The 14,888-nt window shown below is 43.1% G+C and carries 14 protein-coding genes; 3 read left to right on the top strand and 11 right to left on the bottom strand.

Going from position 1 to position 14,888, the window contains the following annotated elements; genetic code table 11:
* Positions 1–13: 13 nt before the first annotated feature.
* The 7 genes from dltB to D8852_RS01490 form a co-directional block, all read right to left on the bottom strand.
* Positions 14–1,258, bottom strand: coding sequence for a D-alanyl-lipoteichoic acid biosynthesis protein DltB (gene dltB / locus D8852_RS01520; RefSeq protein ID WP_125424938.1), 1,245 nt, complete (start codon positions 1,256–1,258; stop codon positions 14–16).
* Positions 1,255–2,805, bottom strand: coding sequence for a D-alanine--poly(phosphoribitol) ligase subunit DltA (gene dltA / locus D8852_RS01515; RefSeq protein WP_125424937.1), 1,551 nt, complete (start codon positions 2,803–2,805; stop codon positions 1,255–1,257). The genes dltB and dltA overlap by 4 nt, the downstream gene beginning before the upstream one ends.
* Positions 2,806–2,825: 20 nt before the next feature.
* The gene (locus D8852_RS01510; protein WP_025168981.1) at positions 2,826–2,957 is read right to left on the bottom strand and encodes a teichoic acid D-Ala incorporation-associated protein DltX; all 132 of its coding nucleotides are present in this window, start codon (positions 2,955–2,957) and stop codon (positions 2,826–2,828) included.
* A gap of 231 nt (positions 2,958–3,188) precedes the next feature.
* On the bottom strand, positions 3,189–3,893 hold the full coding sequence (locus D8852_RS01505; RefSeq protein WP_084945051.1) for an MIP/aquaporin family protein: 705 nt from the start codon (positions 3,891–3,893) through the stop codon (positions 3,189–3,191).
* A 69-nt stretch (positions 3,894–3,962) separates the two neighbouring features.
* Positions 3,963–5,789, bottom strand: coding sequence for a type 1 glycerol-3-phosphate oxidase (gene glpO, locus D8852_RS01500; protein WP_125424936.1), 1,827 nt, complete (start codon positions 5,787–5,789; stop codon positions 3,963–3,965).
* Between the two features lie 63 nt (positions 5,790–5,852).
* Complete coding sequence (gene glpK / locus D8852_RS01495; RefSeq protein WP_125424935.1) at positions 5,853–7,361, bottom strand: glycerol kinase GlpK; 1,509 nt, start codon at positions 7,359–7,361, stop codon at positions 5,853–5,855.
* A 156-nt stretch (positions 7,362–7,517) separates the two neighbouring features.
* Positions 7,518–8,945: a helix-turn-helix domain-containing protein gene (locus tag D8852_RS01490; protein ID WP_125424934.1), complete on the bottom strand. Its 1,428-nt coding sequence runs from the start codon at positions 8,943–8,945 to the stop codon at positions 7,518–7,520.
* Positions 8,946–9,109: 164 nt separating this feature from the next.
* On the opposite strand from D8852_RS01490, the gene hslO reads away from it, so the two are divergent.
* Both hslO and dusB read left to right on the top strand, forming a co-directional pair.
* A complete protein-coding gene (gene hslO, locus D8852_RS01485) occupies positions 9,110–9,982 on the top strand; it encodes an Hsp33 family molecular chaperone HslO (RefSeq protein ID WP_125413849.1) in 873 nt (290 codons plus the stop codon).
* Positions 9,969–10,949 (top strand): tRNA dihydrouridine synthase DusB, encoded by a 981-nt coding sequence (gene dusB / locus D8852_RS01480; protein WP_185755562.1) that lies wholly within the window; start codon positions 9,969–9,971, stop codon positions 10,947–10,949. Before hslO ends, dusB begins: the two co-directional genes overlap by 14 nt.
* A 65-nt stretch (positions 10,950–11,014) precedes the next feature.
* On the opposite strand, the gene D8852_RS01475 is transcribed toward dusB, so the two are convergent.
* Positions 11,015–11,698 carry a hypothetical protein gene (locus tag D8852_RS01475; protein WP_125424933.1) on the bottom strand — a complete coding sequence of 228 codons (684 nt, stop codon included), beginning with the start codon at positions 11,696–11,698 and terminating at the stop codon, positions 11,015–11,017.
* A gap of 264 nt (positions 11,699–11,962) precedes the next feature.
* On the opposite strand from D8852_RS01475, the gene D8852_RS01470 reads away from it, so the two are divergent.
* A complete protein-coding gene (locus D8852_RS01470) occupies positions 11,963–12,193 on the top strand; it encodes a hypothetical protein (RefSeq protein ID WP_125423602.1) in 231 nt (76 codons plus the stop codon).
* Between the two features lie 49 nt (positions 12,194–12,242).
* Here the strand turns inward: D8852_RS01470 and D8852_RS01465 are convergent, their stop codons facing one another.
* Genes D8852_RS01465 through D8852_RS01455 form a run of 3 tightly spaced genes read right to left on the bottom strand, consistent with a single transcriptional unit; the run spans position 12,243 to position 14,865 of the window.
* Positions 12,243–13,016 carry an NUDIX domain-containing protein gene (locus D8852_RS01465; protein WP_125424932.1) on the bottom strand — a complete coding sequence of 258 codons (774 nt, stop codon included), beginning with the start codon at positions 13,014–13,016 and terminating at the stop codon, positions 12,243–12,245.
* 1 nt (position 13,017) lies between these two features.
* Complete coding sequence (gene pnuC / locus D8852_RS01460; RefSeq protein WP_125424931.1) at positions 13,018–13,797, bottom strand: nicotinamide riboside transporter PnuC; 780 nt, start codon at positions 13,795–13,797, stop codon at positions 13,018–13,020.
* Between the two features lie 9 nt (positions 13,798–13,806).
* Complete coding sequence (locus tag D8852_RS01455; RefSeq protein ID WP_125424930.1) at positions 13,807–14,865, bottom strand: AAA family ATPase; 1,059 nt, start codon at positions 14,863–14,865, stop codon at positions 13,807–13,809.
* Positions 14,866–14,888 lie beyond the last annotated feature (23 nt).

Below are 14,888 nucleotides of genomic sequence, written 5' to 3'. Positions count from 1 at the left end.
TTTTTATATCCTTTTATTTTTTAAACCATAAATCATTCAAAAATCCAGAAAAGATTAAGAATGAAACCATCACGACATGGAAGGTGACAACCATGCCAAGCAACTGAATCCAGCGATTCTCAGGTAAGGAACCCTTTCCAGCTTTTTTCCGTTCTTTATTGAGTGCTTTTTTCTTACGAACCCAAGCGTCATTGATGACCAGCCCAATCCCATGGAAAAGTCCATAGGCGATGTAGTACCAGGTCACACCATGCCAAAATCCCATAATCAGCATATTGACAATATAGGCTACACTTGAGGTCACATTGCGATTTTTAAAGACCTTCTTTCTAGTCAGAACCATGACCATCCGCATAAAGACAAAGTCACGGAACCAGAAAGACAGACTCATGTGCCAGCGATTCCAAAACTCTTTTAAATCCCTTGACAAAAAGGGCTTGTTAAAGTTGATAGGACTATGAATACCCATCAAGTTTGAAATGGCTAAAGCAAACATAGAATAGCCCGCAAAATCAAAGAAGAGCTCCAGACCAAAGGTGTACATGACCGCCAGAGCATAATGGTTAAAGAAACCACCTGTCTGCAAGGCCAAATTTTTCAGCGGAGGCAATAATGTCTCTCCTAAAATATGGGCCAAGATAAACTTGTAGAGAAAGCCAAGCATGATATACTTGACAGCCTCTTCTAGCATGTCCATCAGCTCATCCCGCTCAGGAATGGTCTCGTAATTTTCATTGAAACGTTTAAAACGATCAATGGGACCACTTGAGAAAGTCGGCATAAAAAGAAGAAAACGTAAGAATTGCCAAATCGTTAAATCCTTGATGACACCGTCTCTCAACTCAACGATAACCCCAACTGCACGAAAGGTTAAGTAAGAAATCCCTAAAAAGCCAAACAAAGATTGAGGTCCATGAATAGCAGGAGATACTTTCACAAAGACGATAGGCAATAGGGATAGAAAACTAACCAGGTAAAATATCCATTTACTATCCCGTTGTTTCCTATACCTTTTGTAGAAAGATACAAGAAGTACTTGCCAGATAACATAAAGGATAAGAGCGCTTATTTGATTCGTCTTTCCACCGACCAACATGGTGACGATAAAGAAGAGACTAACGAGCACCTCATACCAGGCAAAACGTTTCTTGAAAAAGAGCCCGATAAATATCGGTAGGGTCGCAGCAATCACATACAAAAAATAATAAAGATTGCCATAAGGTTCCAAATGAGGTAGCTGTTTGTAAAGCTCCATCATCTATTCTTTACCTCGTTAATCAAGCCCTTGATGTCAATCTTGCCATTAGGCGTTAGTGGTAAGCTATCTCGATAGAGGAATTTAGACGGCATCATATAAGACATCATGATATCTGCTAGGTCTTCCTTGATAGCTTTGGTAATATCGATATCACGTTCAAACTGCTGACGGACACCGTCTTTTAGGATGACATAGGCCAGTAGATTTTGTACCTTGTGGTCCTTGTTATAGCGTGGGACAGCAACAGCCGACTCGATAAAGCGAGACTTGTTGAGGTTTTGAGAGACATCTTCCAGCTCAATGCGATAACCATTAAACTTAATCTGGAAGTCCATACGTCCACCGTAGAGAAGCAAGCCCTCATCTGTCATAGTTCCTACATCCCCTGTGTGGTAGGCCGGCAGACCTTCGAACTCAAAGAAAGCTTCTGCCGTTTTTTCAGGATTATTCATATAGCCTTTTGAAACGGCTGGACCAGAAACGATGATTTCTCCCTGTTCACCATTTGGCAGTTTATTGCCTTCCTCATCAATGATAAAGGTTGGAGAATCAGCCTTGGTATAGCCGATTGGCAGGCGTTTAAGAGTCGTCAACATCTCGTCTGTTACGGCAACAGCTGATAGGGCTACTGTCGCTTCTGTCGGGCCGTAGGCATTGATGATACGGGCATTTGGGAATCGCTCGCGTAGTTTTTGAGCTGTTTTGACCGTCAATTCTTCACCATCAAAGTAGAAATGCGTGATTCCAGGCATTTTCTCACTATTAAAGTCTTCTGACAACATGGCCATATCTGCAAAGGAAGGCGTTGATGTCCAGATAGCGATTGGCAATGAAAAGATGGTCGCAAAGAGTTTTTTGAAATCCTGAGTAATAGCTGAAGGAAGAGCGAAAAGCGTACCACCCAGTGCCAAGGTTGGCGCCCAATACATGACAGATAGGTCAAAAGAATAAGGGGGCTGGGCCAGCATTTGCGGACGACTTGGCGTCGCAAATTCCTTGTCTGTAATCATCCAGTTGGTAAAACTGAGGAGATTGTCGTGGGAAATCTGCACTCCCTTTGGCTTACCAGTCGTACCAGAAGTAAAGATGATGTAGTAGTTATCATCTCCCTTGACTGGATGCGTGATCTCATAGCTAGAAGCTTGAGCAAAAGCTTCTTGAACTTGCTCTAAATTCAGCATCGGTGTGCTTGTTTGCTCTAATGGAAAATCTGAGATGGCAATAATCAAGCTTGGCTCTGCAACTTCTACGATAGCAGAAATTCGTTCCAAGGCCGAATGGCTGTCAATTGGAATGTAGGCATGTCCCGACTTAGTCAGTGCCACAAAGGTAGCCAACATCTCATACTCCTGACCACCAAAAACGACGACTGGAGATTTCTCAGGCAAGCCAAGTCGACCAATAGCTGCAGCTAAACTATCCGAATCAGCCTTCAGATCACCATAAGTATGTTCTTGACCTAGAACATTGTAGACAGGATATGTTGGCTGTGTTTGAGCAAAGTGCGCAATCGTTTCAATCATATCTTTTATCGGTTTATTAGACACGGTTTTTCTTCTCCTTCAAACTAGAACTCATTATAAATAAAGGTTCCTTGACTCTGACCAAGGTAACTAAAAAAATAAAGCAAACCAAGTAAGATTACAAAATATAGGACGGTCTGTCCCAAAAACATATATAATTTTCTGTGTTTTCCCATAGTTAGTGTGTTCAATTTTCTATGATTTTTCAAAAAAGCTATGCAACTATGCATTTACTGTCTTATCTTCCTAACATTTTACCATTTTATCAACCTTTTTTTCAACTGTTTGCCATAATTCAAAAGTTTGTTTTAGCTTATTTTAAGATAAGTTAAAATATTAACGTTTTGGCCATCAAAAAAGAGCCTGAGATTTTCATCTCAAACTCTGTTGCCAATAACTCTTTTATCTTAGAAAAGTGAAAATACGAGAACTGCTAGGGCCGCTCCGAGGATAGGTCCTACAACAGGAATCCAAGCATAAGACCAGTCTCCATCTCCCTTGTTTGGAATTGGCAAGATGCTGTGCATGATACGAGGTCCAAGGTCACGGGCTGGGTTCAAGGCATAACCCGTTGTCCCACCTAGTGAAAGACCGATACCAACAATCAAGGTCCCCACTGCAAAGGTCCCTAAACCGGCTTGAAGGTCATAGAGCCCCAAGGCAAAGATTGTCAAGAGCAAAACAAAGGTTCCAAGGATTTCGCTAACCAAGTTGGATACTGTGTTCTTGATTGCTGGTCCAGTACTAAAGGTCGCTAGGATATTGCCTGCATTTTCTTCTGCCTCATAGTGTGGTTTGAATTGCAACCAAACCAGAATCTGCGCCACCATCGCTCCAGCGAATTGGGCTAGGATATAAGGGAAAACAGAAGCCCAAGAGAGCGTTCCTTTTAAGGCCATCGCAAACGTCACAGCTGGATTTAGGTGGGCTGGGCTAAGCGTGCCAGATACAAAGGCCGCAACGGCTACAGCAATTCCCCATCCCATAGTAATCACAATCCATCCTGAATTGTTGCTTTTGGTTTTGGGAAGAACCACACCTGCAACAACACCATTTCCTAGAAGGATGAGGATTAAGGTCCCCAAAAATTCTCCAAATAATTCTTTCATCATATCTTTGTCTCCATTTAAAAGAAGGGGCGGGCGACAAGGAATGCTGCCCTCCCTCTCTTCTAGTTTTTCTTAATTTTTTAGTTCTGCCAAATCGTTTTGAGCAAGAGCTGCTTCGACACCCGCGCGGTAGGCTGTTTTTTCTTCATCAGACCAGTCATAGAATCGTCCCATTTCATCCAGAACTGGCTCAACGATGCTATCTAAACTATCACGCATAAAGAGCATGTGATTGGTACGACGAAGGAGGAAGTCAACTGGGCTCAGAGCCAACTCATTGCGCATTGCATAGTGAAGTGACAAAGTATCTGCCAAGCTGAGTCCTGGCGCTTGTTCCAAGCTATGAGCAAGGGCAAAGACCTTCGGTGCATTTGAACCGTAAAGATTTGCGAGATACTGTGCTTCCTTGCTATCCAAACCACGTGAAACTCCAAGTTGAGCAAAGGCTTCAATTTCTGAGTCCACATTTGCTGGGTTCAATTCTCCACCTGAAACAGGATAAGTCTTCGAGTTGATCAGTTTAAAGCTACGGTCAAATTCTGCTTTGAGGATGTCAACCACGCGCTCCATAGCCCCTTCAGCCATCTTACGGTAGTCTGTGATTTTACCACCAGCAAGGGTTAAAAGACCATTATCATCACGATCCAAGCTCGAACCACGAGAAACTGCAGATGGGTCCAAATGTTTCTCAGATGTGCTGCTTTCAAGCTTGCTGACAGCAGATTCAACATCTTCACGCGTTTTTTCTTTCGAAAGATAAGCCTCGACAGTCGCAATCAAGCTATTGAAGCTCTCATCACTAATGGTTCCGTTATTTCCGCCATTGTAGTCAGAAGCGCTATTGCCTGCGATCAATGGACGAAGACCAGCCCAGCTACTTTCGATATCATCAATGGTAATGTTGGCTTCTGGGAAACGGTTGTTGACAATGCCAAGTAGATAATCCACATCTTCCTGCGTCACTTTTGGATGTTCCAAATCGCCTGTGTAGTCTGTATCCGTTGTACCAAAGTAAGTCTTGTTTTCTCGTGGGAGAACAAAGACCATACGACCGTCACCCAAACCTGTGTCAAAGTAAACTGGCTGTGAAACCTTGATCTTGCTTGAATCCACTACCAAGTGAACTCCCTTAGTTGGACGCATTTGTGAGAATTGGGTTCCCTTATTAGACAAATTACGTACCTTATCGCTCCAAGGACCTGTCGTGTTGATAACCAGACGAGCCTTGATTTCAAAGACTTGGTCTGTCAACAAATCACGAGCTACAACACCTGTAATCTTGCCACTTTCGTCAAAGAGGAAGCCTTCTGCCTTAACGTGGTTGGCAATAAGGGCACCGTCTTGGTTAGCACGTTTGATATTTTCAATCACGAGACGCGCATCGTTATTACGGAAGTCAAGGTAAACCCCACCTCCTACCAAGCCTTCTTTCTTCAAGTTTGGCTGGCGTTCCAAGACTTCTTCCTTGCTCAAGACCTTGTTAGCAGCTGGCGTATTGCTAACACCTGCCAAAAGGTCGTACAAGTCCATGGCTACTTTGAGACGGAAAAGGCTAAAGGTCGCTCCATCCTCATCGTAAACTGGCAAGAGCATTGGATCTGGTTTTGGAATGTGTGGAGCGATTTGTTGAACCACCGCGCGCTCAGAAACTGTATCTGAGACCACCTCCACGTCAAATTGTTTGAGGTAACGCAGACCTCCGTGGACCAATTTTGTTGAACGGCTAGATGTTCCTTCTGCGAAATCCTGCATTTCAATCAAACCAGTGTCAAGACCACTAGCTGCCGCCTGCAAGGCTACACCAGCTCCTGTAATCCCCCCACCGATAATCAAAAGGTCCAAGGTGCGTTCCTGCATTTTTTTAATTGACAATTCACGTGTTTTCTTTGAAAATTCCATATTTACACACTTTCTAACTGAGTCGCTTCATTCTTAAACTGATAATTGCATCAAGAAACAGTATTAGTCGTCGATTTCCGCAAAGACTTGCGTTGCTTTCACAGCCTTCTTCCAGCCCTTATAGAGTTGTTCCTTACGCGATTCGTTCATCGATGGTTCGAAAAGTTCTCCTGTCTTGTTCAAGAGTTTCAACTCATCCAAGTCCTTCCAGTAGCCTACTGACAATCCTGCCAGGAAGGCTGCCCCTAGGGCAGTTGTTTCCAAGTTTTTAGCGCGTGCGATATCAATTCCCAAGATGTCAGCTTGGAACTGCATGAGGAAGTTGTTCATGGCTGCACCACCATCTACCTTCAAGACTTGGATAGCTGTCTGAGCATCCACTTGCATGGTGTCGATGATGTCACGTACTTGATAAGCGATAGATTGCAAAGTTGCCTTGATAAAGTCTTCTTTGCTTGTTCCACGAGTTAAGCCAAAGACCGAACCACGAGCATTTTGGTTCCAATATGGAGCCCCTAGACCTGTAAAGGCAGGTACGACATAAACTTCGTCATTGTTGTGAGAATTGAGAGCATATTTTTCAGACTCTGGTGAATTTTCAACCATGCGAAGTCCATCACGAAGCCACTGAATGGCACTTCCTGCGATAAAGATAGAACCTTCCAAGGCATAGTAAACCTTGCCGTTGATTCCATAACCAATCGTTGTCAAAAGGTTGTTTTCAGACAACTGCATCTCTTCACCAGTGTTCATAATGATGAAAGAACCTGTTCCATAAGTATTCTTGACCATACCAGGTTCAAAGGCCAACTGACCGAAGAGGGCTGCCTGTTGGTCCCCAGCCATACCTGAAATTGGCACTTCTCCACCGTAGAAATGGAATGGAGCAGTCTTGCCGTAGATTTCAGAGTTAGAACGAACTTCTGGAAGCATAGCCTTCGGAATGTTGAGGATTTCTAAAATCTCATCATCCCATTTGAGTTCTTTAATGTTATAGAGCATGGTACGAGCCGCATTTGAGTAGTCCGTCACGTGAGCCGCACCGTCAGTCAATTTCCAAACTAACCAAGTATCAATGGTCCCAAAGAGCAATTCTCCTTTTTCTGCTCTCTCTTGAGCGCCTTCTACATGGTCCAAAATCCAACGAACCTTGGTAGCAGAGAAGTAAGCATCGATGATCAAACCAGTCTTTTCATGGAATTTTTCCACATAACCTTGGCTTTTTAGTTGTTCAGCCAAAGGTGCTGTCTGGCGAGACTGCCAAACGATCGCATTATAGATAGGGAGCCCTGTTTTCTTATCCCAGACGACAGTTGTTTCACGCTGGTTGGTAATCCCGATTGCTTCGATTTGACTTGGTTTCACACCACTTTCGATGAAAGCACCCGCGATAACTGACTGAACAGAGTTCCAAATTTCATTGGCATTGTGCTCAACCCAACCTGCTTGAGGAAAAATCTGAGTGAATTCTTTTTGACTAGAGCTGACCTTTTCTCCTTTTTTGTTAAAAATGATGGCACGAGAACTGGTTGTTCCTTGGTCAATAGCCATGATGTATTTTTCTTGTGACATGTGCTGTCCTCCTGATAAAATCTTGAGGGGGTTCCTCTTTACAGTAACTAGTATACAAAATAAAGCGCTTTCTTGTTTATCAATTTTTTTAAAATTTTAAAAAAATGTGAGGAGATTGTGCGAATTTCACAAAAAAGACCTGAAAACTCAGGTCTTTTAGGCAAATAGCATCTGACGGATCGTAGCTAAATCTTCCATATCCAAATCATTTTTCAAATAGTAGATAGGTGTTTGTTCTTTCTTATGGATAGGGTTGTTAGTAATTAACAAATCATAATGTCGACTGGGGTCATAGGCTTCAATAGTAATGAAACGATTGTATTCCAAATACCGTTTCAAAATGGCAGCCATCCTAGAAAAGACAAGGAAACCAGATGTCAAATCCAAACCAATCCTCATATGTTGGCCACCATTTTCTGCCATATACTCTATCAACTGGAGCCATTCCCAGAGAATTTTCTTATCCAAATCCGTTCCCTGATGAAAGGCTGGCAAGATATGAAAAATTCTCTCTGCAGTTCCTCTAAAATCATGTTCCATCAGCAAATAGGGATGGCGATTCTCTGTCTGGTATCTGTACTGATCTTGCAAGATATAGCCCTTGTAGAGATAAACTTGACCACAAAGTTGACTCAGTTCATAGGTGACATGGTCCTCTGTGTAGTCCCCCAGCAGCTCCTCCTTCTTCATTTCTTGAATCAATTGCGTCAGCAAATCGGCTAACTGCCCTCCAAAACCAAGGATATACTCCATAGTATGAAGGGGCAAGATACGATGGGAAAGGAGAAATGAAAAGAATACCATCATCTCACCGTCCTCAGTTCCTAGAGGGGTGTGTTGCCCAGCAAAAAAGGACGGAGCCTTTCGAAGCAAACGAAGATAGAAAATATTGTCAAAATACCCTCGCATTTTTTCTTCTATGACTTGAAACTGACAGGCATTGACCCGAAGACGCTGTTGACTGATATGAGCCCAGAGAACCAAGTCCAATTTCTGACCTGAAGACAAGCTAGCACCGCAGATTTCTTCTAGGGTAGCAATCTCTTGTTTTCTCTCAGCTTTCTGCATGTGACCTTCCCACTCCTGACTGGACCAAACCTTGCGGAAAAGACAGAAATAGAAATAGCGAATCTGATGCTCCGGACCTCGCCAACGGCCATTTTGGATGGATAAGTCAAACTCTGACAAAATCTGATTTAGACTAGCTAAGTGGCGACCAAGCGTAGCCTCGCTAATCATCAATTCTTGAGCCAACTGATGAGCTAGAAACTGTTGGTGATAGAGAAGGTAAACCAAAATTTGGTACTTAATGGCATTGTCTAGAAACAAACTCCGAATCTCTCTCCCCTTTGTGGCTGCACCAATCGACAAACGCAGATTTTCATCTTCCAAGTGGATGGTCAGCTCTAGCCCTCTTTCCAAGGCATTTTCGTTAATCAGAGAAATGTACTTGGTTAGGGTCGCCTTTGAAAAACCTGTTTCTTCCATGGCTTTCTTGACTGTTGTCTGCGAATCTTGTAATAGAAAGGAAAGGACTAAAAATTGACCAGATTCTGCTTTTTCCATCAAATCGCCTAAATACATTTGTTACCCCTTTCATTTTCTCCTACAAGCATAGCATAAATCTTTCAAATGCTGAAATAATCTGTTTCTCATTTTATTTTAAAGTTGATTTTCTCGTCATTATTCCACAGAAACAGCAAACACACGACTCCCCCTTTGGGCATTTTTATGCTAAAATAGTAGCTATGGATAAAATTATTAAAACAATATCAGAAAGCGGAGCCTTTCGTGCTTTTGTCCTTGATAGCACTGAAACCGTCCGCACTGCTCAAGAAAAACATCAAACCCAAGCCAGTTCAACCGTCGCACTTGGTCGCACCCTTATCGCTAGCCAAATTCTCGCAGCCAATGAAAAAGGAAATACTAAACTAACAGTTAAAGTTCTGGGAACCAGCTCTCTCGGTGCCATCATCACAGTCGCAGATACCAAGGGCAATGTTAAAGGCTACGTTCAAAATCCAGGTGTTGACATCAAAAAGACCACAACAGGTGAAGTCCTAGTCGGACCTTTTGTCGGCAATGGCCAATTTCTCGTTATCACAGACTACGGCACTGGAAATCCTTACAACTCCATGACTCCTCTCATCTCTGGAGAAATCGGTGAAGACTTGGCCTACTACCTGACTGAAAGCCAACAAACCCCTTCAGCAGTCGGCCTCAATGTTCTTTTAGACAAAGACGACAAGGTCGAAGTTGCCGGTGGTTTTCTTCTCCAAGTATTGCCAGGAGCCAAGGAAGAGGAGATTGCTCGCTTTGAAAAACGCATCCAAGAAATGCCAGCTATCTCGACACTTCTTGAAAGCGACGACCATATCGAAGCCCTTCTCAAGGCCATCTACGGTGACGAGGCTTACAAACGCCTATCTGAAGAAGAAATCCGTTTCCAATGTGACTGTAGCAAAGATCGTTTTATGAACGCTCTTGCCAGCCTTCCAAATTCAGACCTTGAAGAAATGAAAGAGGAAGACCACGGGGCAGAAATCACTTGTCAATTCTGCCAAACAACTTATAACTTTGATGAAAACGACCTGGAGGAACTCATTCGTGACAAATCTTAATACACCTTTTATGATTGGCAATGTTGAGATTCCCAATCGTACTGTTTTAGCACCCATGGCTGGTGTCACCAACTCAGCATTTCGTACCATCGCAAAAGAGCTCGGAGCTGGACTCGTTGTAATGGAGATGGTCTCTGACAAGGGAATCCAATACAATAACGAAAAAACTCTTCACATGCTTCATATCGATGAAGGAGAAAATCCGGTTTCTATCCAACTCTTTGGTAGCGACGAAGATAGTCTCGCCCGCGCAGCAGAATTCATTCAAGAAAACACCAAGACTGATATCGTCGATATCAACATGGGCTGTCCAGTTAACAAAATCGTGAAGAACGAAGCTGGTGCTATGTGGCTCAAGGACCCAGATAAGATCTACTCTATTATCAACAAGGTCCAATCTGTCCTTGATATACCCCTCACTGTCAAAATGCGCACTGGCTGGTCTGATTCATCCCTAGCCGTGGAGAATGCCCTAGCTGCTGAGGCTGCTGGTGTCTCTGCCCTCGCCATGCACGGTCGTACACGTGAACAAATGTATACTGGTCACGCTGACCTTGAGACCTTGCACGACGTAGCCCAAGTCCTAACCAAGATTCCATTTATCGCCAACGGTGATATCCGTACGGTCCAAGAAGCCAAACAGCGTATCGAAGAAGTCGGGGCTGACGCTGTTATGATTGGTCGCGCTGCCATGGGAAACCCCTACCTCTTCAACCAGATCAATCACTATTTTGAAACAGGAGAAATTCTCCCTGACTTGACTTTCGAAGACAAGATGAAAATTGCCTACGAACATTTGAAACGCTTGATTAACCTCAAAGGAGAAAACGTAGCCGTTCGTGAATTCCGCGGCCTCGCTCCTCACTACCTTCGGGGAACATCTGGCGCTGCCAAACTTCGTGGAGCCATTTCACAAGCTAACACCCTAGCAGAGATTGAAGCCCTCTTGCAATTAGACAAAGCATAATACACAAAAAACCGTAACTCGCTTGAGTTTACGGTTTTTTAGATTCTAGGAAAACCTAGATACTATTATTGAATCAAGGCAACGCTTGAAACTTTACCATCCGCACCTGTTGTAATTTGGATGATTTTTCCTCCACCTATTTTGGCATTATACTTGCCATCATCAAGTGTGTAAGAGTAGCCTCTGATAGAATAGTTTTCTTTCTTTCCATCTGCAGTTTCTACTGTAAATTGGCCCCCTGATGAAACCGTAATAGTTTCGCCATTTGCTCCCTTCCAGTTGCCTGCAGCTGCTGAGAAATCACCATCGACCATGGTTAAAACACCCTTGTAGCGTTTGTTGTGTTCTGCTTGCTTGTCTTGAAGTTGGCGGTCAGTTGTTGGATCATAGCCTGACTGGTTAGACTGGGCTTGAGAACCTTGCTGAGTTGAAGGTGCCTGAGATGGGGCTTGTTGACTAGGAGCTGCTTGTTCTTGTCTTGATTCAGGTGCTGGTTTCGCTTGTGACTGATCTGGCGTTGTAGAAGACTGACCTGAAGATGCCTGAGCCTTTTCAGATGAAGCTGAGTTTGAAGATTTTTGTGTCTTGCTTTCTTTGCTAGAAGAAGCTACTTTAGAGCTTGATGATTGACTTGTCTTTGCAGAGCTACTGGTTTGAGTGGTCTCGTTTTTATTTCCACAAGCTCCCAGTAGCAAGGTAGAAGCCAATACAGTCACTGCCATCAATTTGATATAGGTTTTCTTTTTCATTTTTCTACTCCTTTGTAACATTTTTGAAATGTTAAGAAATCTTTTTGTAATACAATTGTAACATTAGACCTTGAATCTGTCAACTATTTAGAGAAACTATTTAAAAAAATTTCTCTCTACTATCTCTATTCGTAATCGAAACGAAAAATAGAAAATTTTTTAGATAAGAGTCCTATTTTTTACATCATCTTTGTGTAATCGCTTGCATTGTGTTAGACAAAGGAATATAATAACATTGAAATAGAATATAGGAGGTATGCTCTTATGCTAAATAAGTATTACAAGTATCTTCCTTGGTTGATTTTGGGAGCTATTGGCTCTTATCAATCAGCCACTTACTATGCGCGAACTGCATTTGATGTCTTCTATCTGACTATAATCTTTATGATTGTTTATATCGCTTTGTTATTTTTACATGAGAACTATCTCAAGTATCGATATAAAGACTTCTTTACTCACATGTTGAGTAATCCTAAGAAAGATAACCATTCATAAAAAATGATGATAAATAAAGAGGTCGGGAACTTTATCCCGACCTCACTTTTTATTTCAATCGATAGGTTTTTCTTGGTTTCTTTTTGGGTACTCGTTTGAGTCCGACTTCTTCTACATATTCGCCGTATTTTACGAGAAAGTTATTGCTGACGATTGGGCGACCAGGGTTGATGAGATTGACCAGTTCAGTCCCCTCGTAGACAGTGAACTCCTCCTCCAGCAGATAGAGGAAGGTCGGATTCCAGTCGAGACGGCCTTGGATTCGTTTGATGGATTCTTGGATAATGGCATAATGGTCAAAGGCGAAGGCTTGCTCCTCCAGCTCGACTCCATCTAGGTAGCATTTGCCTGTCTGAAAATCGACATCTACAAAAACGACATCCTTGGCATCATCACCTGCCTGAACGAGATCTAAGGCACGACTAGGTAGGTACACTAAGTGGGCAATGGTCACTGTCCAGCCCCGTGGATCACGACCGGGGGTCGATACCGTCATCAATTGCTCGATTTTCTCCAAAGGTAGATCGAGATTGACTTCTTCTCTCACCTCGCGCTGACAGGCATGTGCAGCATCTTCTTCCTTGTCCATAAAGCCTCCAACCAAAGCCAAACAGTTTTGATAAGGGTGAGCCTTGCGACGGATTAGCAGGAGCTTGATCTTTCCTTCGACAAAGCAGTAGGCTACCATATCCACTGTCACACTTGGTTTTTCATATTGAGGGAGTTCCTGCTTGTAGTACCAGTCTAAAAACTCCTCCTGACTGGCATGGATTTCATAATATTCTTTTTCCGTCATCCCGGCTGGAATCTTTATGTCTGCCATCTTATGCCTCCTTTCGAACTGCTTTGGTCCATTGGTACCAACCCACTAGACTATTGAGTGTATAAACCCAGTACATCCCTTGAATGTGGATATTTTCACCCCACCAGAGATAAATACTAAAGAGATTGGTTGCAATCCAGAAAATCCATTGCTCACGGTAGAGACGTGTCATCAAAAGCTGACCAACACCATTGGTCGCATCAGTAACACTATCACGGAAAGGACGAGCGCTATTGATACTTTGGTAAGCCAAGCCCATACCAATCCAAATGATAGCAGTCAAGGCCAAGTACTTGAGCCAGTCAAGAACAGATAATTTCTTAGCTTCAAAGTGGGATTCTTCTGGTTTTTCCTGTTCATTGATACGATTGGACAACCAAGCATAGAGACCAATCGGCTGCATGACAAAGAAGTAAACAGTCGTCAAGACTTCTCCATAAAAAGTCGCATTCATGGCCAAGATCAAGTAGATAGCCGAGTTAATAGCCCCAAAGAGATAATTGCTTGCACGCCCTTCTGCTACCAAGATAACACAGACAATCCCAGTCCAAGATGCAAACAAGCTCAGCCAGTCATGACTTTCCGTATTTTGTGTAAACTCCAAGATCAAGGGAACACTTGACAAGGCGATGAGATACAACCACTGGAAAAGACTACGACCGACAAAGAGATCTTTCCATAGCAAGCGCATGATTCCTACAAAACCGATCTTGCGAGCTTCGGCATGGACATTTTTAAAGTTTTCGATAAATTGTGTGATTTTTTCAGTTAGTTTTTTCATATTTTTCTCCTAATCCGCTTGGTAAATGGCATCGATAGCCACTTTTGCTGCTTCATAATTCCCTAGATAATCCTCTGCTAGATAAACTAGTGGAATATTTGTTAAATATATATCTCTCATCTGGTCCAAATGCTGGGAAAAACTGTAGCGAATGTGGTCTTCTGCCATGGTCATATCTCTAAATCCGTCATTGACATAGGAACCGACAGGTTGCACAAAGAGAATCAAGTCCCATTTTTCCTTAGCCAAGATAGAGGCAAAGAGATTGTCAAAGGTTTCTCCTGATAAGTCCCCTTGGTCCTCAGTCTCCATGTAATAGTCATAGTAACCCTTGGTTACCAAGGAGTTGGTATCGGCTATCACAAGGCCTCGATTGGCATTGCTATCGATTAGTTTTGAGGTCTGGTCATACTGTCCCAACAGGAGATAGTAGTAATCCTTTGGAGTCAATTCATCGTCGCGGACATTGTTTTTGATCTGGTACTCACGCGCGTATTCCAGACTAACAGGCGCATCGTAATACCTTGCCAAATCCTTGGCTAGAGTGGTCTTCCCATTACTGGCACTTCCCATAATCAACACTTTCTTGGTAAACTGACGACGGAAGGGTTGAGCGATGTATTTCCAATATTTGCTTGGATTTTCTCGAATCATAGTCGCTGAGATACCAAACTTTCTTTCTTGCAAGACGGTGCCAAATCCACGTTTAGCTAATTCTTGCTGGTAGTCTGCTTCTCCCACAAAGAAGAGCAATTCTTGCTGGGTTTCATCATAGGAAATCTCCGCTAACATCTGGTCCAACCACTCCTGCCAACCCATAGGGTAACGGGGAAGATTGGTCTCATCCAGCTTACAGACAGAGGTCAATTCGTCATCACGAAAAGCCTCTCGGATATAGCGAAATCGCTTTTGAAGACTTAAACCTACCTGCTCACCTCGGTCTCCTTCGTAGCCTGAAACGACTACCCAGACCTGGTCACACTGACGCTTCGCTCGCTGGATCAGATCGATATGCCCCTGATGAAGGGGGGCAAAGGTCCCAAACACCACTGCTGTTTTCTTTTTCATAAACGTTTTACCTTTTTATAATT

Source organism: Streptococcus mitis (genome assembly GCF_003942695.1).
GTDB lineage: Bacteria > Bacillota > Bacilli > Lactobacillales > Streptococcaceae > Streptococcus > Streptococcus mitis_BD.
This window is presented reverse-complemented; position numbering and strand designations above follow the sequence as displayed.